General features: G+C 39.8%; 23 protein-coding genes and 2 tRNA genes. 24 read left to right on the top strand and 1 reads right to left on the bottom strand.

The annotated features are described in order from the left end of the window. The first annotated feature begins 2 nt into the window (after positions 1 to 2). From miaA to B1sIIB91_RS03880, 18 genes are all read left to right on the top strand, one after another. Positions 3 to 905, top strand: a complete 903-nt coding sequence (gene miaA, locus B1sIIB91_RS03965) for a tRNA (adenosine(37)-N6)-dimethylallyltransferase MiaA (RefSeq protein ID WP_095688316.1) — start codon at positions 3 to 5, stop codon at positions 903 to 905. After that, a complete protein-coding gene (gene dapF, locus B1sIIB91_RS03960; RefSeq protein WP_095688315.1) occupies positions 905 to 1,699 on the top strand; it encodes a diaminopimelate epimerase in 795 nt (264 codons plus the stop codon). Before miaA ends, dapF begins: the two co-directional genes overlap by 1 nt. Beyond that, positions 1,696 to 3,138, top strand: coding sequence for a GTPase HflX (hflX, locus tag B1sIIB91_RS03955; RefSeq protein WP_095688314.1), 1,443 nt, complete (start codon positions 1,696 to 1,698; stop codon positions 3,136 to 3,138). The genes dapF and hflX overlap by 4 nt, the downstream gene beginning before the upstream one ends. 77 nt (positions 3,139 to 3,215) lie before the next feature. Then, complete coding sequence (holA, locus tag B1sIIB91_RS03950) at positions 3,216 to 4,160, top strand: DNA polymerase III subunit delta (RefSeq protein WP_095688313.1); 945 nt, start codon at positions 3,216 to 3,218, stop codon at positions 4,158 to 4,160. Positions 4,161 to 4,255: 95 nt separating this feature from the next. Beyond that, complete coding sequence (gene rpsT, locus B1sIIB91_RS03945; protein WP_095688312.1) at positions 4,256 to 4,525, top strand: 30S ribosomal protein S20; 270 nt, start codon at positions 4,256 to 4,258, stop codon at positions 4,523 to 4,525. 25 nt (positions 4,526 to 4,550) lie between these two features. Next, complete coding sequence (gene lepA, locus B1sIIB91_RS03940) at positions 4,551 to 6,416, top strand: translation elongation factor 4 (protein WP_095688311.1); 1,866 nt, start codon at positions 4,551 to 4,553, stop codon at positions 6,414 to 6,416. Then, the gene (hemW, locus tag B1sIIB91_RS03935) at positions 6,417 to 7,562 is read left to right on the top strand and encodes a radical SAM family heme chaperone HemW (protein WP_095688310.1); all 1,146 of its coding nucleotides are present in this window, start codon (positions 6,417 to 6,419) and stop codon (positions 7,560 to 7,562) included. Positions 7,563 to 7,574: 12 nt separating this feature from the next. Next, positions 7,575 to 8,588: a heat-inducible transcriptional repressor HrcA gene (gene hrcA / locus B1sIIB91_RS03930; RefSeq protein ID WP_095688309.1), complete on the top strand. Its 1,014-nt coding sequence runs from the start codon at positions 7,575 to 7,577 to the stop codon at positions 8,586 to 8,588. 3 nt (positions 8,589 to 8,591) lie between these two features. After that, complete coding sequence (gene dnaJ, locus B1sIIB91_RS03925) at positions 8,592 to 9,698, top strand: molecular chaperone DnaJ (protein ID WP_095688308.1); 1,107 nt, start codon at positions 8,592 to 8,594, stop codon at positions 9,696 to 9,698. After that, positions 9,698 to 10,414, top strand: a complete 717-nt coding sequence (locus B1sIIB91_RS03920) for a 16S rRNA (uracil(1498)-N(3))-methyltransferase (RefSeq protein WP_095688307.1) — start codon at positions 9,698 to 9,700, stop codon at positions 10,412 to 10,414. Before dnaJ ends, B1sIIB91_RS03920 begins: the two co-directional genes overlap by 1 nt. 2 nt (positions 10,415 to 10,416) lie before the next feature. After that, positions 10,417 to 10,752, top strand: coding sequence for a histidine triad nucleotide-binding protein (locus B1sIIB91_RS03915; protein ID WP_095688306.1), 336 nt, complete (start codon positions 10,417 to 10,419; stop codon positions 10,750 to 10,752). Positions 10,753 to 10,768: 16 nt separating this feature from the next. Then, positions 10,769 to 11,767: a PhoH family protein gene (locus tag B1sIIB91_RS03910; protein WP_095688305.1), complete on the top strand. Its 999-nt coding sequence runs from the start codon at positions 10,769 to 10,771 to the stop codon at positions 11,765 to 11,767. Positions 11,768 to 11,793: 26 nt separating this feature from the next. Then, on the top strand, positions 11,794 to 12,231 hold the full coding sequence (gene ybeY, locus B1sIIB91_RS03905) for an rRNA maturation RNase YbeY (RefSeq protein ID WP_095688304.1): 438 nt from the start codon (positions 11,794 to 11,796) through the stop codon (positions 12,229 to 12,231). Next, positions 12,228 to 13,523: a hemolysin family protein gene (locus tag B1sIIB91_RS03900; RefSeq protein ID WP_095688303.1), complete on the top strand. Its 1,296-nt coding sequence runs from the start codon at positions 12,228 to 12,230 to the stop codon at positions 13,521 to 13,523. The genes ybeY and B1sIIB91_RS03900 overlap by 4 nt, the downstream gene beginning before the upstream one ends. A 9-nt stretch (positions 13,524 to 13,532) precedes the next feature. Continuing rightward, a complete protein-coding gene (locus tag B1sIIB91_RS03895; protein ID WP_095688302.1) occupies positions 13,533 to 14,324 on the top strand; it encodes a fumarylacetoacetate hydrolase family protein in 792 nt (263 codons plus the stop codon). Then, positions 14,314 to 15,777: a glutamate--tRNA ligase gene (gene gltX / locus B1sIIB91_RS03890; RefSeq protein ID WP_095688301.1), complete on the top strand. Its 1,464-nt coding sequence runs from the start codon at positions 14,314 to 14,316 to the stop codon at positions 15,775 to 15,777. The genes B1sIIB91_RS03895 and gltX overlap by 11 nt, the downstream gene beginning before the upstream one ends. A 44-nt stretch (positions 15,778 to 15,821) precedes the next feature. Then, positions 15,822 to 15,893: transfer RNA gene (locus tag B1sIIB91_RS03885), tRNA-Gln, on the top strand. 24 nt (positions 15,894 to 15,917) lie between these two features. Further along, positions 15,918 to 15,990 (top strand) — tRNA-Glu (locus B1sIIB91_RS03880). A gap of 1 nt (position 15,991) precedes the next feature. On the opposite strand, the gene B1sIIB91_RS03875 is transcribed toward B1sIIB91_RS03880, so the two are convergent. Further along, positions 15,992 to 16,735 carry an IclR family transcriptional regulator gene (locus tag B1sIIB91_RS03875; protein ID WP_095688300.1) on the bottom strand — a complete coding sequence of 248 codons (744 nt, stop codon included), beginning with the start codon at positions 16,733 to 16,735 and terminating at the stop codon, positions 15,992 to 15,994. A gap of 54 nt (positions 16,736 to 16,789) precedes the next feature. On the opposite strand from B1sIIB91_RS03875, the gene leuC reads away from it, so the two are divergent. The 6 genes from leuC (at position 16,790) to B1sIIB91_RS03845 (ending at position 22,278) form a co-directional block, all read left to right on the top strand. Continuing rightward, the gene (gene leuC / locus B1sIIB91_RS03870) at positions 16,790 to 18,187 is read left to right on the top strand and encodes a 3-isopropylmalate dehydratase large subunit (RefSeq protein ID WP_095688299.1); all 1,398 of its coding nucleotides are present in this window, start codon (positions 16,790 to 16,792) and stop codon (positions 18,185 to 18,187) included. Between the two features lies 1 nt (position 18,188). After that, a complete protein-coding gene (leuD, locus tag B1sIIB91_RS03865) occupies positions 18,189 to 18,785 on the top strand; it encodes a 3-isopropylmalate dehydratase small subunit (protein WP_095688298.1) in 597 nt (198 codons plus the stop codon). Between the two features lie 175 nt (positions 18,786 to 18,960). After that, positions 18,961 to 19,365: an HU family DNA-binding protein gene (locus B1sIIB91_RS03860; RefSeq protein ID WP_095688297.1), complete on the top strand. Its 405-nt coding sequence runs from the start codon at positions 18,961 to 18,963 to the stop codon at positions 19,363 to 19,365. A gap of 92 nt (positions 19,366 to 19,457) precedes the next feature. Then, the gene (locus B1sIIB91_RS03855) at positions 19,458 to 20,240 is read left to right on the top strand and encodes a lysophospholipid acyltransferase family protein (RefSeq protein WP_095688296.1); all 783 of its coding nucleotides are present in this window, start codon (positions 19,458 to 19,460) and stop codon (positions 20,238 to 20,240) included. After that, complete coding sequence (locus B1sIIB91_RS03850) at positions 20,237 to 21,235, top strand: NAD(P)H-dependent glycerol-3-phosphate dehydrogenase (protein WP_095688295.1); 999 nt, start codon at positions 20,237 to 20,239, stop codon at positions 21,233 to 21,235. Before B1sIIB91_RS03855 ends, B1sIIB91_RS03850 begins: the two co-directional genes overlap by 4 nt. Then, positions 21,235 to 22,278, top strand: a complete 1,044-nt coding sequence (locus B1sIIB91_RS03845; protein ID WP_095688294.1) for a D-alanine--D-alanine ligase family protein — start codon at positions 21,235 to 21,237, stop codon at positions 22,276 to 22,278. The genes B1sIIB91_RS03850 and B1sIIB91_RS03845 overlap by 1 nt, the downstream gene beginning before the upstream one ends. Positions 22,279 to 22,280 lie beyond the last annotated feature (2 nt).

Raw genomic sequence — 22,280 nt, 5'->3', positions numbered from 1 at the left:
AAATGAGTTTAACTGTTATATGTGGTGCAACTGCTACTGGTAAAAGTGAATTAGCAGTAGCCCTTGCTAAAGAAATAAATGCTGAAGTAGTAAATGCTGATTCAATGCAGGTATATAAAGGTATGGATATTGGCACAGCAAAACTAACAATGGCGCAGCGAGATGCAGTAGCACATCACTTAATTGATGTTTTAGATATTACTGAGGAGGCAAATGTCTCTTGGTATCAACAGATAGCTAGAGATAAAATTGATGAATTAATTGCTTTAGGTAAATCAGTTGTTGTAGTTGGTGGTACTGGTCTTTATATTAAAGCTATTCTAGATGATCTAAATTTTCCAGATACTGATCCACAGGTTAGAGATAAAATAACAGAGCAGGCAGATCAATTAGGAAATGAAATAATGCATGAAAAACTTGCAAAATTAGATCCAGCAGCTGCGTTAGCTATTCCGAAGGAAAATATTCGAAGAGTAATTAGAGCACTTGAAGTGATTGAATTAACTGGCAAGCCATTTACAGCCAATTTACCTAGGCAAGAAAGTAGTAAGTATCCAAATGCTAAACAATTTGGTTTAGTCCTTGATCGCAGTAATTTAGATGAAAAAATTGATCAGCGCGTTGATGATATGTGGACAAAAGGTTTTGCAAGAGAGGTTTCACTACTTATGACACAAGGGTTGGAGCAGGCAACAACTGCTAAAAAAGCTCTTGGCTATAGCCAGATAATGAATTACTTAAATGGTGAATGTGATGAAGAGTTTGCAAAACAGGAGACCAAACGAGTTACTAGGGCATATGCCAGAAGGCAGGAAACCTGGTTTTCTAGAGATGATCGGATTAAATGGTTAGCCCCAGATTCAATGCAGGTCCGGCTAGAAAAACTCTTGGCTAGTATTAATTAATGGTTAAAGCTACCTACGGTCATGGCACACACAATGATTTTGTATTGGTCTTTGATGAAAGTGATGAGCTGAAATTCTCACAAGAACAAATTAAAAGAATCTGTGATCGCAAAACTGGCGTTGGTAGTGATGGCTTTATAAAAATTGTAAAAAAAGAGGGTAGTTGGTTTATGGATTATTCAAATGCTGATGGCACTCAGGCTGAGATGTGTGGCAATGGCATAAGAGTAATGGCTCGATATTTAACTGATCGTAAACACCAGATGAGTGGTATCTATGCAATTAACACTAGAGATGGAAAAAAGTTTTTAGCAGTGCCAGAGCAAGGTGATATTTCAGTAAATATGGGTCAGGTTTCACAAATTCCAGGTGAAATAATTGTTGAGGTGAATTCAAATAAGTATCGAGGATTTAACATTAATGTAGGTAACCCACATGCTGTTGTATTTACTGATGATTTAACTTTGATAGGAGATTTAAAGAGTGCACCAATTGTTTTACCAACTGATCAATATTTAGATGGAGTGAACGTCGAATTTGTTCAGTTTTTAGATAATGGTGAGATCATGATGAGAGTCCATGAACGAGGAGTGGGTGAAACCCAATCATGTGGAACTGGTACATGTGCAGTTGCTTTTGCTGCAAGTATTGAGAAGAATAAAAAGCTTCCAAGTAAGTGGATAATTAACCCACCGGGTGGACAATTAATTGTTGAAATTGATGCCCATAGCAACGCTACTTTAACTGGCCCAGCTGAATTAGTAAGAGATATTGAGTTGGATAAGTATTTGTGAGTGATTCAAAGTTTGATAAAGAGGACTCACTTGAGATTGATATCGACACATTAATTAGGGAAAATGCACAAGCAGTTGCAGATTATGAATTAAATGAGAGCCCAGTAAGTTCTAACCAAGATCTTCAAGATCGTCAGGCGCTTCGCAGGGTTAGTGGATTATCTACTGAGTTACAAGATGTTTCTGATTCTGAGTATCGCCAACTTCGCCTTGAAAAAGTTGTCCTAGTTGGTGTGTGGACACAAGGCAGTGCATTAGATGCAGAGAACTCACTTAAAGAGTTAGCTGCACTTGCTGAAACTGCTGGCTCACAAGTTATGGAAGCATTAATCCAGCGCCGGGATAAACCAGATTCAGCAACATTTATCGGCTCTGGCAAGGTTAAAGAAGTTAGAGATGCGGTTGTAGCAACTGGAGCGGATACTGTTGTTTGTGATGGTGAATTATCACCTGCTCAACTTAGAACTCTTGAACAAAAAGTTAAGGTTAAAGTAATTGATAGAACAGCTTTGATATTAGATATTTTTGCCCAACATGCGAAGAGTAGAGAAGGTAAGGCACAAGTTGAATTAGCTCAGATGTCATACATGTTGCCACGACTTCGTGGTTGGGGTGAGTCACTTTCTCGCCAGGCTGGTGGAATTGGTGGTCGCGGACCAGGAGAAACAAAGATCGAAACTGATCGACGAAGAATTAATGACAAGATGTCAAAGCTAAGGCGTGAGATTAAAGAGATGAAAATTTCTCGTGATACTAAGCGAAATGAACGAAGAAGAAAAAATATTCCCTCCGTTGCTATCGCTGGCTATACAAATGCTGGAAAATCCTCGCTTTTAAACAGATTAACTGGCGCAGATGTGTTAGTTGAAAATGCTCTCTTTGCCACATTAGATCCAACTGTTAGAAAAACTCAGAGTGCTGATGGCCGTATCTACACATTTGTTGACACAGTAGGTTTTGTAAGACATCTTCCTCATCAATTAGTAGAGGCATTTAAATCAACACTAGAAGAAGTTTCAGAGTCTGACTTAATCGTCCATGTTGTTGACGGCTCCCATCCTGATCCACAAGAGCAACTGCGAGCAGTTAGACAGGTAATTAATGAGATAGGCGGTGGTGAGATTATGGAGATCATCGCTATTAACAAGGCAGATGTATCTGCCCCCGAGGTACTTATGAATTTACTACGTAATGAAAGTAACGCTTATGCAATCTCTGCAAGAACTGGATATGGTGTTGACACTTTAGTAAAGGCAATTGAAGCAGCTCTACCAAAGCCAAAAGTAGAGATTAATGCGGTGATTCCATTTAGTAGAGGAGATTTAGTAAGTGCTGTTCATGAGCAGGGTGAGATTATTTCCGAGGAGTATTTACCTGAAGGAACAAAGATTCATGCAATGGTTGGTGGAGCGCTGGCTCAAAAAATTCAGATGCTTTGAGATTAGCCTCCAAGTGGAGTATCAGTTGCTTCACCTAATAAGATCAGGGTTACCGGCAAAGAATGGTGGCGAATTAAGTGGGGTTAGTTTTAGTTCAGGGCGCAGAGGCTTTGTTAGCTGATAGAGCTATTTCAAAAATTATTGCTTCAAATCCTGGTGCCCAAGTAATAACTTTATCGGCCGATGAAATTGAAAGTGGCGTTATTACAGATAATCTGGCTCCATCATTATTTTCTGATGCGAGGGTTGTAGTAATTAAGGAAATACAAGATTTAGCATCTGATTGCAGTGATGAAGTTGGTGATTATTTAGAAAATCAGGATGAGAATTTGACCTTAATACTTTGGCATAAGGGTGGTGTTAAAGGGAAAGCACTAGTAGATAAGATTAAAAAAGCAAAAGCAGAAGTTATTGTTTTTGAAGTGATAAAAAAAGATAGTGAAAAGTCTGACTTTATTCGCTCAGAATTTAAAAGATTAGAAAGAAAAGTTAGCACTGAAGCTGTATCAGCATTAATAGATTCATTAGGAAGTGATCTTCAAGAGTTAAGTGCAGCCTGCTCACAGCTAGCCTCTGATGTTACATTTAGCAAAATCATTGATGAGGATGATGTCAGGGCGTATCAGCAAGGAAGAGTTGAAAGTACGGGATTTGATGTTGCCGATGCCGCACTCGATGGTAAGACGGCAATAGCACTAATTAATTTACGTAATGCCCTTGCAACTGGTACTGATCCAGTTTTAATTGTTAGCGCATTAGCTTCATCACTTAGGACGTTAGCAAAAGTCTCTGGACAATCAAGTAGCAGTAAGTCTTTTGAATTAGCATCCATACTTGCGCTACCACCATGGCAGATAGATAAAGCTCGTCGCCAGTTATCTGGGTGGAATGAGATTGGTTTAACCAAGGCAGTTATCGCAATCGCTAATGCAGATGCTGATATCAAAGGGGCAGCCTCAGATCCCATTTATGCCTTAGAGCGGGCAATAATGACGGTTTGTTCTGCAAGGAGTGGCAGATAATCACGCTCAGTTTGAGCGTAAGCGCCATACGCTGATACCCTACGGATCTTCTTAAAGTTAGTTTTAAGATAAACAACGAGAAAAGGTAATCCTAAGTGGCAAATATTAAGTCCCAGATCAAACGTATTCGCACCAATAACAAGGCGCAGGATCGTAACAAGGCATATCGCTCAGCACTGCGTACTGCGATTCGTAAATTCCGTGATGCTGTTACATCTGGTGATGCTGCGAAAATAAAGAGTGAATTTACCGATGCTTCTCGTTCATTAGATATGGCTGTATCAAAAGGTGTAATTCATGCAAACAACGCAGCAAACAAAAAGTCAGCGATGGCCAAGTTGGCCAACAAAGCTGGCATTCGTTAATTTTTTAGACACCTCTAAGGCATAAATGCCTGCTATCTCGATTGCTAAAGCACCGCAACCTGCTGCAACAAACCCAATGCAGATTAGAAATTTCTGCATCATCGCCCACATCGATCATGGTAAATCAACACTGGCAGATCGAATGCTTGGTATTACTGGCGTAGTTGAAGATAGAAATATGCGTGCACAGTATCTAGATCGAATGGATATTGAACGCGAGCGAGGCATCACAATCAAAAGTCAAGCAGTTAGATTGCCATGGCGATCTGGACTTGATAATCAAGAATACATATTAAATATGATTGATACACCGGGCCATGTTGATTTTACGTATGAGGTTTCACGTTCACTTGCTGCATGTGAAGGCGCCGTATTACTAGTTGATTGCGCTCAAGGAATTGAAGCACAAACCCTAGCAAATCTTTATTTAGCTATGGAAAATAACCTAACAATTATTCCTGTCTTAAATAAGATTGATTTACCAGCAGCTCAGCCAGAAAAGTTTGCTGAGGAATTAGCTAATCTAATTGGTTGCAAGCCAGAGGATTGTTTGCGCGTCTCAGGTAAAACTGGTCAAGGCGTTGAGGTTTTACTTGATCAAATTACGAAGCAAATTCCAGCACCAGTAGGTGATCCTAAAGCACCTACTAGGGCATTAATTTTTGACTCAGTTTATGACTCCTATCGTGGCGTTGTTACTTACGTGAGAGTAATTGATGGACATTTATCACCACGTGATCAAATTCAGATGTATTCAACTGGTGTTAGACATGAGATGTTAGAGGTTGGAGTTATCTCGCCAGAGCCTTTAGCTAGTAAAGGCTTAGGAGTTGGTGAAGTTGGTTATTTAATTACTGGTGTAAAAGATGTGCGACAGTCACGAGTTGGTGACACAGTTACTACATACAACAATCCTGCCACTGTGCCACTTGCTGGTTATAAAGATCCTAAGCCAATGGTGTTTTCTGGTCTTTTCCCATTAGATGGTGCTGAGTATCCGATGTTGCGTGAGGCTCTAGACAAGTTGCAGTTAAATGATGCAGCTCTAGTATTTGAGCCAGAATCTTCAGCAGCATTAGGTTTTGGATTTAGGTGTGGCTTCTTAGGCCTACTTCATATGGAGATTGTTAGAGAAAGATTAGAACGTGAAGCTGGTTTAACCTTAATTTCAACTGCACCTAGCGTGGTCTATAACGTCACACTCGATGATGGTAAAAAATTAGTTGTAACAAACCCATCTGAGTATCCAGATGGAAAAATTGCTGAAGTACAAGAACCAATTGTTAAGGCAACCATCCTGGCCCCTAGTGAATTCATTGGCACGATTATGGAATTATGCCAACAGCGCCGGGGTGTGCAAAAAGGAATGGATTATTTATCTGAAGATCGAATTGAAATTCGCTATACCCTGCCACTTGCTGAGATAGTTTTTGATTTTTTTGATCAACTTAAATCCCGTACTCGCGGTTATGCATCTTTAGATTATGAGCCAATTGGTGAAGAATCTGGTGATTTAGTAAAAGTAGATATTTTATTACAGGGTGAAAAAGTTGATGCATTTAGCCAAATTGTTCACCGCGATAAGGCTTATGCCTACGGAGTATCAATGACCGGCAAGTTGCATGAATTAATTCCCCGTCAGCAGTTTGAAGTACCTATTCAGGCAGCAATTGGTGCAAAAATTATTGCACGTGAAAACATTAGAGCTATTCGTAAAGATGTTTTAGCCAAATGTTACGGTGGAGATATAACTCGAAAACGTAAGTTACTTGAGAAGCAAAAAGAGGGTAAGAAGCGAATGAAGATGGTCGGACGAGTTGAAGTGCCACAAGAAGCATTTATTGCTGCACTGACAACTGATTCGGATAAAGCGAGTGAAAAGAAGAAGTAAGTGAACCTAGCCTTTTATATTCATATCCCATATTGCGTTAAACGGTGTGGTTACTGTGATTTTAATACATACACACCTGCTGAGCTGCAGTTAACTGAAGGGTTAACGCAAATATCTAACTCTTATATTGATCTATTAGTTAAAGAGATAGAATTTGCAAGAAATCAAGTTGGCGAAAGTGCCATAGTTCCATCAATATTTTTTGGTGGCGGTACCCCTTCTCTTATGGAAGCATCTGATATTAAGCGGGTAATTACTGCCATTAGTGAGCAATTTAAATTAGACCCAATTGCTGAAGTAACACTTGAGACTAATCCTGACACTGTTACAAAAGAAAAACTAAAGCAATTTTATGATGCTGGAGTAAATCGAATTTCATTTGGCATGCAGTCCTCAGTTCCACATGTTTTAAAAACACTCGATAGAACCCATAATCCAGAGAATTTACCGCAGGTAACTAAGTGGGCTACTGAGGTTGGCTTTAAAGAAATTTCCGTTGATTTAATTTATGGCACACCGGGTGAGAGCAAGCAAGATTGGCAACAATCAATTAATTCAGCACTAGCGCTACCTATATCTCACATTTCTGCTTATGCTCTAATTGTTGAAGAAGGTACAAAACTAGCAGCACAAATTAAGCGTGGTGAGATTACAAAACCAGATGATGATTTAACTGCTGAGAAGTACATAATGGCAGATAAAGCTTTTACAACAGCTGGGTTTAATTGGTATGAGTTAAGTAATTGGGCTAAACCGAATTCACAAAGTAAACACAATTTAGCTTATTGGCTAGGTCATAATTGGTGGGGAGCAGGCCCAGGTGCTCATTCTCATATAAATGGAAAAAGGTTTTGGAATGTTAAGCATCCAAATTTATATAAACAAAAAATTCAGGCTAATGAAACAGTAATTTTAGACTCTGAAGTATTAAAAGGTTCACAGATAGAAAGTGAAAGATTAATGCTTTCAATTAGATTGCCCCAGGGATTAGAAAAAAATACATTAAATAATCAGCAGATTTTGGAATTAACAGATTATGTAAATAGTGGCCACCTTGATCAAGAAAATTGGAATCTGGGACGAGCAACTTTGACCCTAGATGGGCGTCTCATCGCCGATCGTATCGTCCGCGAAATACTGTTGTAGTAGCGTTGGCTTATGAGTAGCACAATGGCCAGTAGGCAACTTGAGATATTAAAAGCGATAGTTGATGAGTATGTGGCAACAGAGGAACCTGTTGGTTCTAAAACAATCGCATCCCGTGCCGGACTTGGAATTTCTCCTGCAACTATTCGAAATGAGATGGCAGTACTAGAAGATGCTGGATTAATTACTCAACCACACACTAGCGCTGGACGAATCCCTACAAATAAAGGGTATCGAGTATTTGTAGACCAACTTGATCAAGTTAAACCTCTTTCTAATGCTGAGCGCAAAGCGATTGAGAATTTCTTAGATGGTGCCTCTGATTTAGATGATGTAATTAGTCGGACAGTTCGCCTCCTAGCGCAAGTCACAAAACAAGTAGCTGTTGTTCAGTATCCATCACTTAGTAAAGCAAAAGTAAGGCATATTGAATTAGTTTTGCTTAACCCAGCTCGAGTTATGGTTGTTTTAATTACAGATACTGGCAGAGTTGAACAAAGAATGGTTGAGATTCCATTTGATATTAGTGAGAGTGCTCTTTCTGATCTACACAAAAAATTAAATATGGCTATCGCGACACAATCATTAGCGAATGTCGCAGATAAATTAGATTCACTTGCGAGTACTTATAGAGGTAGCGATAAATCAAATGTTTTGGTAGTAATTGCCACTTTAATTGAGATGGCAATAGAGCATCCAGAGGAGAGAGTAGTCTTAGCTGGAACTTCAAATTTAGCTCGTGCCAACCAAGATTTATCAAGCAGTATCCATCCAATTTTGGAGGCATTAGAGGAGCAGGTGGTATTGCTTAGATTATTATCTGGCACAGATTCTTCAGTCAGAGTTCAAATTGGAGATGAGCAGAGTGAGAAAAGTTTGCGTAAAACTAGTTTGGTATCGGTTGGATATGCAGATATTGGCGCCCTAGGAATTCTAGGACCAACTCGTATGGATTACGCAGCATCAATTACAGCAGTAAATGCGGTAGCCAATTATGTTGGAAGATTTCTAACGGAGAATAAATAAAAGATGGCTGATTTATACGAAACTCTCGGCGTTGGAAGAGATGCAAGTTTTGATGATATTAAAAAGGCTTATCGTAAATTAGCTCGTAGTTATCATCCAGATGTTAATCCAGACCCAAAAATGTCTGAGAAATTCAAGGAAATTACGGCAGCATATGAAGTCTTAAGTGATCCTGATAAACGACAAAATTATGATGTTGGCGGAAACGGTTTCGGTTCTGGCTTTGGCAATGCTGGCTTTGGTTTTGGCGACATTATGGATGCATTTTTTGGTGGTGGCCAGCAACGCGGTCCTAGGCCAAGAACAAGGGCAGGACAAGATGCTTTAATAAGAGTTGAAGTTGATCTTAAAGATGCAACATTTGGCTGTGAGCGAGAATTAAACGTTGAGACTGCTATTTCATGTACCAAATGCGCAGGTACAGGTTGCGCTAATAATTCAAGACCACGTACATGTGATATTTGCAAAGGTAGAGGGGAGACTCAGCAAGTTGCTAGATCAATTTTAGGCCAGGTCATGACAAGTAGACCATGCAATAGCTGCCAAGGATTTGGCTCAATTATTTCTGATCCATGTAGTGAATGTGCTGGTGATGGTCGAGTTCGCTCCCGCAAGAGTATTCCTGTAAAAATTCCAGCAGGAGTTGAAACCGGTAATCGTATTCAACTAAGTGGGCAGGGTGAAGTTGGTCCAGGTGGTGGTCCAGCGGGTGATTTGTATGTTGAAATAGTTGAATTAGCCCATGAATTTTTAGTTCGAGAAAATAATAATTTACATATATCAGTTGCGATACCAATGGCATCTGCAGCACTTGGGACTACGGTGGAGATTGATACATTAGATGGTAAACAAAGTGTTGAAATACATGAAGGAACTCAAAGCGGGTCTACCGTATCACTGCGTGGACTTGGTGTAACTAAACTACGCGGCTCCGGAAGAGGGGATTTAATGGTTCATATTGAGGTAACAATCCCAAGTAAATTAAATAAAGAGCAGAGTGATTTGCTAAGAAAATTTGCACAATCCAGAAATGATGAGCCAGGGAAGGTATCAATTCACAAAAGCCAAGACGAGGGTTTCTTCAGTAAAGTAAGAAATGCTTTCCGCTAGTGCTTTCCTTATTTTTCGTTGATGAATTAAGTGGTAGTAAAACACAGATACTTGATAGTGATGAGGCTCATCATGCAATCAAAGTTATGCGTCTTAAAATTGGTGAAGAGATTAAAATTTCAGATGGGAAAGGCAGTTGGGTATCTGGACCAATCTCTGAAATTGCTAAGAAAAGTCTTAAAATAACAGTCACCTCAAATGGTGTTGAGAAAATTAAAAAACCTGAATTAATCCTTGTGCAGGCTATAACTAAATCTGATCGTAATAAAGAAATGTTAGAGCTAATTACTGTAGCTGGTATGGATCGAATAATCCCTTGGCAAGCAGATCGCTGTATTAGTAAATGGCAATCTAACTCTTACGATAAGTGGAGTACTTCAATTAAAGAAGCAAGTAAGCAATCTCGAAGAGTTAACCTACCTAAATTAGAGAAAGTGATGAGCACAAAACAAATTATTGAGCAGATGGCAGTAAGTGATTGCATTATTGTTTTTCATGAGAGTGCTGATCAAAAATTCTCAGACCTAACTATTTCACAGAGCGCATCTGCTATTTACCTAATAATTGGACCTGAGGGTGGAATTGCGGAGGGCGAGCTTGAAATTTTTAAAGCGAAAGGCGGAAATCTAGTCCGGTTAGGTGAGCCAGTATTGCGCTCAGCACATGCTGGATTTGCTGCTCTTGCGTCAATTCAAACTAAGTTAGGGCGGTGGTAATAATGGATTGCTTATTTTGTAAGATTGTTAGTGGAGATATTCCAGCTACCGTTGTTAAAAAAACAGATTCGATTACTGCCTTTAAAGATATTACTCCTCAAGCCCCAACACACGTATTGATAATTCCAAACAAGCACTTTGAGAATATGGCAGAAGTTGCTAATGCTGATGCTGATTTAGCTGGCCAGATATTTAAAGTTGCAGGTGAGATTGCTCATGAATTAGGTTTAAAAAGCTATCGGACCAATGCAAACACGGGTTTGGAGGCTGGGCAATCAGTTTTCCACGCTCACTTACATCTCTTAGGTGGCAGATCATTCGCTTGGCCACCAGGTTAAATATACAATTAGATTAATGGATCCAATCGTAATTAAAGTTCCGACCGCATTTGCTATGGTCGCACTTATTGGTCCAAGTGACTCATATCTTAGAATTTTAGAAAGTGAATTTTCTCAACTCTCAATCACAGTTCGCGGTAATGAAATCTATGTAAAAGGTGAGATTGAAGTTGCTAAGCAATTTGAGGGCTTAGTTGAAGAACTAATTGCGATTTTGCGTAGTGGTCAAAACTTAAATACTGACATGGTCCGTAGATCAATTGGAATGATTAAACAAGATCCTGCAGAACATCCAGCTGAGGTACTCTCACTTAATATTTTGAGTAACCGTGGGAAAACTATTCGTCCAAAAACTGCTAATCAAAAGAAATATGTTGATGCAATTGATACCAATACAATTACTTTTGGAATTGGTCCAGCAGGTTCTGGTAAAACTTATCTAGCGATGGCAAAAGCAATACAATCTCTGCAGTCAAAGCAGGTAAATAGAATAATTTTAACTAGGCCAGCTGTTGAGGCAGGGGAGAGATTAGGATTTCTTCCAGGAACACTTCATGAAAAAATTGATCCGTATCTTCGCCCGCTATTTGATGCTCTACACGACATGATTGATCAAGATGCTATTCCTAGATTGATGAATTCTGGGGTAATTGAGGTAGCACCTCTTGCATATATGCGAGGCCGTACCCTTAATGATGCTTTTATCATTTTAGATGAAGCGCAAAATACAACTGCTGAACAGATGAAAATGTTTTTAACTAGACTTGGTTTTGGTTCAAGAATGGTTGTTACTGGAGATGTAACTCAGATTGATCTACCTAATAATTCACAATCCGGTTTAAAAATTGTTCAAGATATTCTAAAAGATGTCGACGATATAGCTTTCATGCACTTAAATGCTGAAGATGTTGTCCGAAATCGTTTAGTTGGAGATATTGTGACCGCATATGGAAATTGGGATGAGAATATTTCAAAATCAACCTTTCCTATTCGAAGCGGAAAAGGTGATCGTTAATAGCTCAGAACTTTGAGCAAATACTTATGAAAATAGAATTAGAAAATAATTCACATGTTAAGTGCAATGAAAAAGGCATTCAGTCTGTCGCTGAGTTTGCATTAAATAAATTAGGTATCCACCCAGACTCTGAGTTAGCAATTAGATTAGTAACTGAAGAAGAAATATCTGAGTTACATGTGAAATGGATGAATCTACCTGGTCCAACTGATGTCTTATCTTTTCCAATGGATGAGATGAAACCAAATTCAGCATCTAATGGCCCAGGCATTATTGGAGATATTGTTCTTTGCCCAGCATTTGCAGAAAAAAATGGTAAACAGTCTTTAGAAAAAGAACTTGAACTACTTACCGTTCATGGAGTTCTACACCTGCTTGGATATGACCATCAAGAAATATTAGATGAAGAAATAATGTTTAAACTTCAAGAAGACTTTCTTAATCAGTGGCGGATGAAAGTATGAGTCTTGCTACTTTATTTTCCGTCATTATTTTATTAGTTTTTGCTGGGTTTTTAGCTGGTAGTGAATCAGCGCTTACATCTTTATCAAGATTGCTAATTGAACAAGTTATTGATGCAAAACCCAAGTATGCAAGTAAGTTTTCCAGATTCACTGAAAATCCTGCTAGATATCTAAATGTTTTATTACTAGTAAGAAAGTGTTGTGAATTAACTGCAACTGTTTTAGTTGCGGCTGCATTTATTGAGATAACTGATAATAAAGCAGTGGCTTTAACGCAAACAATTGTTTTAATGGTGGCGATATCTTATGTAATTGTTGGAGTTGGTCCAAGAACTCTTGGTAAACAAAATGCACTCTCTTGGTCAAAGCCAGCAATCATCACTGCAGATTTGCTTTCAAAATTACTTAGCCCGCTTACTAATTTATTAATTACAGTAGGAAATGCAATCACACCAGGTAAGGGTTTTAAATCTGGGCCATTTTCAACCGAAGCTGAGTTTCGTGACTTAGTAGACCAAGCGAGCGAAAGTGGCTTTGTCGAAGAATCTGAGAGGGAGATGATTCATTCTGTTTTTGATCTTGGGGAGACAATGGTCAGGGAGTTAATGGTTCCAAGAACTGAGATGGTTTGGATTGAATCTGGAAAGAATTTAAGACAAGGACTATCCCTTGCGCTGCGCTCTGGCTTTACCAGAATTCCAGTCATTTCAGAGAATTTAGATAATGTTGTGGGAATTGCTTATGTTAAGGATTTAGCAAGGCGAGTTCATGAAAATCATGACGCAGAACAGAGTGAAAATGTTGAAGAACATTTGCGTAAAGCAACATATGTACCAGAGACTAAAACTGCAGATGAGCTGTTAAAACAGATGCAGCGCGATCAAATACATATGGCTATTGTGGTTGATGAATACGGCGGAACTGCTGGCTTAATAACAATTGAAGATATTTTAGAAGAGATCGTTGGTGAAATTGCTGATGAATATGATGATGATGAAGCTGAGGAAGTTGAATGGATAGATAAAGAAAAAGCTCGTATCTCAGCAAGATTACATGTGGAAGATTTTGCCGAAAAATTTGAAACAAGTTTCACAGTGGAAGAAATTGAAGATGTTGACACTATTGGTGGTTTAATTGCGAAACACCTTGGTCGCGTACCAATTCCTGGTAGCACAATAACTGTTCCCGGCTGGAAACTAACAGCAGAGCGACCAGTTGGTAGGCGCCATAGAATCGCAACAGTATTAGTTGAAAAAATTGCGGAAACGAGTCAGGCAACAGATCAGTTGTAAGATGCTCTAATGCGGATAATTAGATTCTCAGCTCCAGAAAAGCTTGGGGTAGGAACTGATCCATTATTTGGGGTATTAAATGATCAAGATGCAATATTGGTTTTACGTGGAGATCCAATTTATTCTGGCATTGTTCCAGCAGAGAAAAGTTTAAAACTAAGTGATGTTAAGTTGCTCGCACCAGTAATACCCCGTAGCAAAGTAGTTTGCATTGGTAAAAACTACGCGGATCATGCCGCTGAAATGGATTCAGAAGTTCCAAGTGAGCCCATAATTTTTATTAAACCAAATACATCAGTTATTGGACCAAATGAGGTAATAATCTGGCCAAGAATGAGTGAGCGAGTTGATTATGAAGCAGAACTTGCAATAGTAATTGGGCGTATTTGTAAGGAAGTTCCAGCATCAAAAGCAAAAGATGTTATTTATGGCTACACACTGGCAAATGATGTTACTGCTAGAGATCTTCAAAAGAAGGATGGGCAGTGGAGTAGAGCTAAGGGGTTTGACACTTTTTGCCCACTTGGACCTTGGATTGAAACAGAATTTATTCCAGGAAATCAAAAAATAACCTCCACACTAAATGGTGAGGTAAAGCAGTCCTCTATGCTTTCAGAGATGATATTTAAGGTCCCACAAATAATTGAGTTTGTAACAAATGTAATGACACTACTTCCTGGAGATGTAATTCTTACCGGCACACCTGCTGGTATCGGTCCTATGCCATCTGGAGCATCAATTACTGTGGCAATTGATGGTTTGGGCGCTCTTACTAATAAGGTCTCTTCTCGTGGCCAATAATTCTGAAGTACGTGTGCGATTTGCACCATCACCAACTGGTGATCTGCATGTCGGAAACATAAGAACTGCCCTATTTGATTGGGCATATGCAAGGCATACTGGCGGAAAATTAATTTTTCGAATTGAGGATACTGATAAAGAACGTGTAACAGATGAGTACATCCAAGCCGCAATTCAAAGTTTAAAGTGGCTCGGATTAGATTGGGATGAAGGACCTGAAGTGGGTGGTGAGTATGGCCCCTATTTACAATCAGAAAGATTAGATATTTATAGTCAGTGGTCACAAAAGTTTTTAGATCAAGGTGATGCTTATTATTGCTATTGCAGCTCTGAAGAGTTAGAGGAGCGCAGGCAGGTGCAAATGAAAAATAACAAAGCACCTGGTTATGACGGTAAATGCCGAGATTTATCAGATGCACAAATTGAGCAATATAAATCTGCTGGCCGCAAACCAGTTGTGCGTATGCGCATGCCGAATGGGGAAACAATTTTTACTGATCTAATTCGTGGTGAGGTTAAATTTGAACATGAATTTGTTCCAGATTTTGTTTTAGCACGAGCAGATGGTTCACCACTTTATACACTTGCGGTAGCAGTTGATGATGTTTTAATGAAGATAACTCATGTGCTACGGGGAGAGGATTTACTTTCATCTACTCCAAGGCAGATTAGAGTTTATCAAGCGATGGGCCTTACCCCAGCGCAGTATCCAGTATTTGCCCATCTACCATTTGTGATGGGACAAGATAATGCAAAATTATCAAAGCGAAATGGTGAAGTATCAATTAATTGGTATCGCGAACATGGCTATTTGCCCGAAGCCATTTGTAATTATTTAGCCCTTCTTGGTTGGTCACCTGGAGATGATAAAGAAAATATATCTATGACTGAATTAGTTCAGTTATTTACCATTGAACGAGTTAACAGCAGCCCAGCTAGATTTGATCCGAAAAAACTTGAAGCAATTAATGGGGATAAAATTCGAGCCCTCACCTTAGATAAGTTTTTAGAGTGGGCTTTGCCATTTTTAATTAAAGAAAAGGTTATTACTGGTACACCGGAAGAGATTGCGATTGTTAAATCAGCTCTACCAATAATCCAAGAGCGAATTATTACTTTAGCTGAAATCCCTGCCATGCTGAATTTTCTATTTGTTAAGGATTTTGTAGTAGCCCCAGATGAGTTACCAAAGATAAAAGATGAAGGATCACAACAGGTTTTAATGGTTGCGTTAGCGAAAATTGAGCCACTTTCTACCTGGAATCACACAAGTATTGAAGAGGTATTACGTAGCGCATTAATTGATGAACTAGGACTTAAACCAAGAATTGCCTTTAGCGCACTTCGAATTGCTGTAACTGGTTCTCATATTTCACCACCATTATTTGAATCATTAGAGTTGTTAGGCAAGGAGCGCTCGATCGCACGAATTAGGGCGGGGATTTCCAAATAAATTGTGGTGCAGGGTATTCTTATCCCTGCATTAAAAATAAATAATGGGGTATGGGGTAATTGGCAGCCCAGCTGATTCTGGTTCAGCTTGTCTAGGTTCGAGTCCTGGTACCCCAGCGATTTATTTATGTTCTACCGTACGGCTCCGTCGTCTAGTGGCCTAGGACTCTGGCTTCTCAAGCCAGCTACGGGGGTTCGAATCCCCTCGGAGCTACTTACTTATTATTTTTTAGTAAGTAGTCACTTAATCTTGCAGCAGTAGCAACAATTGCTGCAGCGTGAAGCCTGCCTGGCTGACGACTTAATCTTTCCATTGGCCCACTAATACTTACCGCAGCAATTACTTTATTATTTGGTCCACGAACAGGTGCTGAAACTGATGCCACCCCAGCCTCTCGCTCACCAACTGATTGCGCCCAACCACGGCGGCGAACAGCGGCAAGATTTGCTGCTGTAAATTTTGCATTTACTAATCCACGATGAAGTTTTTCTGGGTCCTCCCACGCAAGTAAAATCTGAGCAGCAGAGCCAGCCTGCATAGTAAATACAGTGCCAACTGGGACAGAATCTCTTAATCCGGTTAATCGCTCTGCAGTAGCTACGCAAATTCGTAGATCACCTTGCCGGCGGTAGAGCTGTGCGCTCTCACTAGTTGCATCTCTAAGTGCAGTAAGGGCAGGTGTTGCAATTGCTAGTAACTTATCCTCACCAGCTGCTGCAGCCAACTCAGATGAGCGGGTGCCTAAAATAAATCGACCAGAAAAATCCCTACTAACTAATCGGTGGTGCTCAAGGGCGACGGCTAATCGATGGGCGGTAGGTCTTGCAATGGCGGTGGTGGCAACAAGTTCACTTAATGATTGCGGACCGGCCTCTAATGCGGCAAGGATGCGTAAGGCTTTGTCTAATACACCAACTCCGCTATTCTTCTTGTCCACACTCTGATAATGCCATCTCATTAGGTGAGAAGCAAATCTAGTGAATATTTTGCAAGATAAGGGAGTAAGTAGGAAATGGGTAAGACGTTAGCGGAGAAGATTTGGACTGAGCATATTGTCAGCTCAAAAGTGGGTGAACCAGATCTACTTTACATTGACCTACATTTAATTCATGAAGTAACTAGCCCACAAGCATTTGATGGCCTGCGCCTTGCAAATCGAAAGGTGCGCCGGCCTGAATTAACTATTGCAACTGAAGACCACAATGTTCCTACTCTTAATATTGATAAACCGATTGCTGATCCCGTTTCAAAATTGCAAGTAGATACTCTTCGAAAAAATTGTGCTGAGTTTGGTGTACGAATACATTCACTAGGTGATGTTGAGCAGGGAATTGTGCATGTGGTTGGACCACAACTGGGTATAACTCAACCAGGTATGACAATTGTTTGCGGGGATTCACACACCTCAACTCATGGAGCTTTTGGAGCGTTAGCATTTGGAATTGGTACAAGTGAGGTTGAGCATGTTCTTGCAACTCAAACCTTGCCATTACTTCGACCAAAGACTATGGCAATAAATGTTGAAGGCACATTAAAACCAGGAGTGACTAGCAAAGATATTATTTTGGCAGTAATTGCAAAAATTGGAACTGGTGGTGGCCAGGGTTACATTCTTGAGTACCGAGGTAGTGCAATTAGAGTGCTTTCAATGGAGGCTCGTATGACAATTTGTAACATGTCAATTGAGGCCGGTGCTAGAGCAGGTTTAATTGCACCTGATCAAACAACATTTGATTATGTTAAGACAAAGCCTCACGCACCAGCAGGAGCTGATTGGGATGCCGCTCTTACTTATTGGAAAACATTATCTACTGATGCTGATGCAAAATTTGATAAAGAAATTAACTTAAATGCTGATGAATTAGCACCATTTGTAACCTGGGGAACTAATCCAGGTCAAGGTTTGCCACTTAGTGGATCTGTGCCAAACCCAGCAGATTTAAGTAATGCTGAAGATCGCGGAGCAGCTGAACGCGCTTTAGAGTATATGGATTTAAAACCAGGGACTCCGCTTAAATCAATTAAAGTAGATACTGTTTTCTTAGGTTCTTGTACAAATGGACGGATTGAAGATTTAAGATCTGCCGCTGATATTTTAAAAGGAAAAAAGATTGCATCAACACTTAGGCTTTTAGTTGTGCCAGGCTCTGCTCGAGTTAGATTGCAAGCAGAAGCTGAAGGCTTAGATAAAGTGTTTCTAGATGCTGGCGCTGAATGGCGCAGTGCTGGTTGCTCTATGTGCCTAGGAATGAATCCTGATCAACTAAAGCCAGGTGAGCGAGCAGCATCTACTAGTAACCGTAACTTTGAAGGCAGACAAGGAAAGGGCGGCCGCACCCACTTAGTTAGCCCTTTGGTAGCAGCAGCTACCGCTTTAAAGGGCACATTAGCCTCACCGGCGGATTTGTAACATGGAAAAATTTGTTAAACATACCGGCAGCGCCTTACCGCTGCGCCGTAGCAATGTTGATACCGATCAAATAATCCCAGCTGTTTATCTAAAGCGGATTACTAAGAACGGTTTTGAAGATGGGCTATTTGCCGCCTGGCGCAATGATCCAACATTTGAGTTAAATCAACCTCAATATAAGAGTGCAACAGTTTTAGTTGTAGGCCCTGATTTTGGTACAGGCTCATCTAGAGAGCATGCGGTTTGGGCTTTGCAAAATTATGGCTTTAAAGTTGTTTTATCCAGCAGATTTGCCGACATCTTCCGAGGTAATTCACAAAAGATGGGGCTATTAACAGTTATTTTGCCACAGGATGAGATTGAAAAAATTTGGAAAAAAGTAGAAAGCGCACCTGATACCAAAATAACTGTTGATTTAGAGGCTAAGACAGTCTCATATGACACAGCAAGCATCGCCTTTGCCATCGATGATTACACCAGATGGCGACTAATGGAAGGCTTAGATGATATTGGGTTGACCTTTACAAAAATTGATGAGGTAACAAAGTTTGAAGAAAAAAGATTGAGTTTTAAGCCTAAAACACTACCAATTCGTTAAGTTAAACTCTAAAGTAATTCTTTAGAGTTTAGCAAACTTCCTTAAAAAACCTTGATTTATAATAAGAATTTGATGCCGACACACCGATTTAATTAACCAAACTATTTCACATCACCCCATAGATTAACCCTAGTTAAGCAAACGCTTAATGTTTATGCGTAAATAAGGGGAAATTATGAACAAGGCCCAGTTCATCGCTTACCTAGCACCACAATTTGGTGATAGTAAGAAAGAAGCTGCTCGCGCTATTGAGGTTGTTTTTGATGCGGTAGTTCGCAATATCTCAAAGGGTGAAGATGTAATGATTAATGATTTCGGTAAGTTTAAGAAAGTTGATCGTCCAGCACGTAAGGGACGTAATCCATTTACCGGTGAATCAATTCAGATTAAAGCCAGCAAGAAGGTTCGCTTTCTACCTGCAAAGGGTTTGAAAGAAGTTATCTCTGGCGCACGTAAATTAGGTGCAGCACCAACACCACCAGCAAAAGTAGCGCCAGTAAAGGCTGCTAAGAAAGCTGGCAAGGCAAAGAAGGTTTCTCGTAAGCCTGCTAGAAAAGCGAAGAAGTCAAAGCGTCGCTAAAAAAGTAAATTAATTAACGGGATCTCATCTATGAGGTCCCGTTTTTTACGCTCATTTATGGCCAATAACGGTAATAGTCGTAGAATTAAGTTGTGTCTACAGATCTGAAGATTTCCTATGCACCCCCTAGCGGAAAACCATTAGGTGTAACTAGTTGGTTTCGATTTGGTGCAGATTTAGTTAGGCCGCTCTTAAATTTAATCGCTAAGCGGGATTGGCGTGGCGTAGAAAATTTACCAAAAAGTGGAGCAGCAATTGCAGTTTGTAATCACATCTCATATGTAGATCCACTTCTTTTTACACATTTTTTATATGACAATGGCAGAGCACCAAGGTATTTAGGTAAGGCGTCACTTTTTAAACTGCCAATTATTGGGCGAGTTTTACTTGGTGCGGGTCAGATTCCAGTTGAACGCGAGACCAGTGTTGCCTCAGACGCACTTCAACATGCGATTGCATTTTTAAAAGCTGGCCATTTACTAGGTGTCTATCCAGAAGGAACACTAACTCGAGATGCTAACTACTGGCCCATGAAGGCTAAGACCGGAATTGCTCGCCTTGCAATTCTTACCCAAGTTCCAGTTATCCCATGCGCGCAGTGGGGTGCACAAAAGATTTTGCCAGCATATTCAAAAAAGCCAAAGTTATTTCCACGTACAAAGGTAATCATTCAAGCTGGAACACCACTTGATTTTTCAAAATGGTATGGAAAAGCAGAGGATCCAGTTGCAGTTGAAGAAGCAACTGCTTATGTGATGAGTGCAATCACTAAATTGTTAGAAGATATTCGGGGTGAGAAAGCACCGTTTGAGGTATTTGATCCAAAAAAATCAGCCCTACCTCGAACTGGTAATTTTAAGAAAGAAGTAAAATGAAAAAAGTTGCTGTCTTAGGTTCTGGAGCATGGGGAACAACACTTGGTCAGGTAATGGTTGATTCTGGTCAGCAGGTTTTAATTTGGGGGCGAAACAAAAAAGTAGTACGAGAAATAAATCGTCGCCATTCAAATCGGAGGTTTTTAAAAGGAATTGATCTACCAAAAGAGTTAAGAGCAACTACCGATATTAAAGCTGCACTTGAGTTTGCTGAGGTAATTTTACTAGCAATTCCAGCTCAAACATTGCGAGAGAATTTAGTAAATTGGAAGGGGTTTTTTCCAGAGGAATTACCAATTATAAGCACCTTAAAAGGTATAGAAGTTGAAACCCAATTTAGAATGACTGAGGTTGTCCAAGACGTGTTAGCAGTAGATCAATCAAGATTAGGAATAATTACTGGACCAAACTTAGCTAGTGAAATTATTATGAGACAGCCAGCTGGCGCAGTTGCCGCATCTGAAAATCAAAAAAATATTGATTTAATGGTTGAAATGTTTTCAACTAATTATTTTAGAATCTACCCATCATCTGACTTGATTGGTTGTGAATTTGCTGGCGCAGCTAAAAGCGTGATTGCACTTGCAGTTGGTATTGCAGTTGGTATGGGATATGGCGAGAATACTCAAGGATTAATGATTACTCGGGGGCTAGCTGAGGTTGCTAAATTAGGTGAGGCATATGGCGCTAATCCTCTTACCTTCTTAGGACTTGCTGGAATTGGTGATCTCGTAGCAAGTGCGCAATCACCTCTGTCGAGAAATAGAAGTTTTGGTGAGGTATTAGGAAAAACTGGTTCAATCACTAAAGCTAGAGCTCAGGTTGTTAAAACAGTTGAGGGTGTTTATTCAGCAGGTGCGATGCTAGAACTTGCACATCGAGTAGGAGTAGAAGCACCAATAATCGAGGTAGTTTCAGATGTCGTTGCCGGTACATTAAATCCAAAAGATGCAGTTGATAGATTAATGAAAGTAAGTATTAAGGCAGATATTTAATGAGTAAAGTTAGAGTTGGAATTATATGTGGTGGGAAAAGTAGTGAGCATGAAATTTCATGTGTTTCAGCAAATGGAATTCTTGGCGCAATAGATCGAAATAAATTTGAACCAGTACTAATTGGAATTACTAAATCAGGTAAATGGCTTCTTCTGCCAGCTGATACAAGTTTTATCATTCAAAATGGTGCCTTACCCGTAGTGCCAGAATCTGGAGTAGAGATAAGTGTTACTAGCCAAGGTTTATTTTCTGGCGGGAAAAACCTAGCAATCGATGTTGCATTTCCGATTCTGCATGGACCATATGGAGAAGATGGAACTATCCAAGGGCTTTTTGAAATGATTGGGCAGCGCTACGTTGGTTCAGGTGTTTTAGCGTGTGCGGTAAGTATGGATAAATCCTATGCAAAGCCTATTTTCGCATCTGCTGGTTTAAATGTTGCAGCAGGCACAGTTGTAACATCTTCAAAATTTGAACTACCAAGCAGTCTTAAATATCCACTATTTGTTAAACCAGCTAGAAGTGGCTCAAGCCGTGGTACAACAAAAGTTAAAGCAGCAACTGAGTTAACTGCAGCTGTTGAGCACGCACTGACTTTTGACACTAAGGTGATAATTGAGCAGGCAATAATTGGAAAAGAAATTGAATGCGCAGTCTTGCAAGCAGACGGCAAATTATCTACATCACCAGTTGGAGAAATTGTAATTTCAGATAAGTATGAGTTTTATGATTTTCAGGCTAAGTATTTAGATAATTCTATGCAACTTGTATCACCAGCAATTCTTCCAGCCGGCATTGAAGAAAAAATTCAAAAAGCTGCCTTACTTGCATTTAGCGCAGTTGGGTGTGAAGGATTGGCCAGAATTGATTTCTTCTATTCAAGTGATAATCAGATCATAATTAATGAAATCAATACTATGCCTGGCTTCACTCCAACCTCGGTTTATCCAAAGTTAATTGAGAAAACCGGTATTTCATATCAGCAACTCATAACTAAGTTAATTGAAACTGCTCAAAAGCTTTCAATAAATGTAACTAGGTAATT

This window comes from Candidatus Nanopelagicus abundans (genome assembly GCF_002288305.1).
Taxonomy (GTDB): domain Bacteria; phylum Actinomycetota; class Actinomycetes; order Nanopelagicales; family Nanopelagicaceae; genus Nanopelagicus; species Nanopelagicus abundans.
This window is presented reverse-complemented; position numbering and strand designations above follow the sequence as displayed.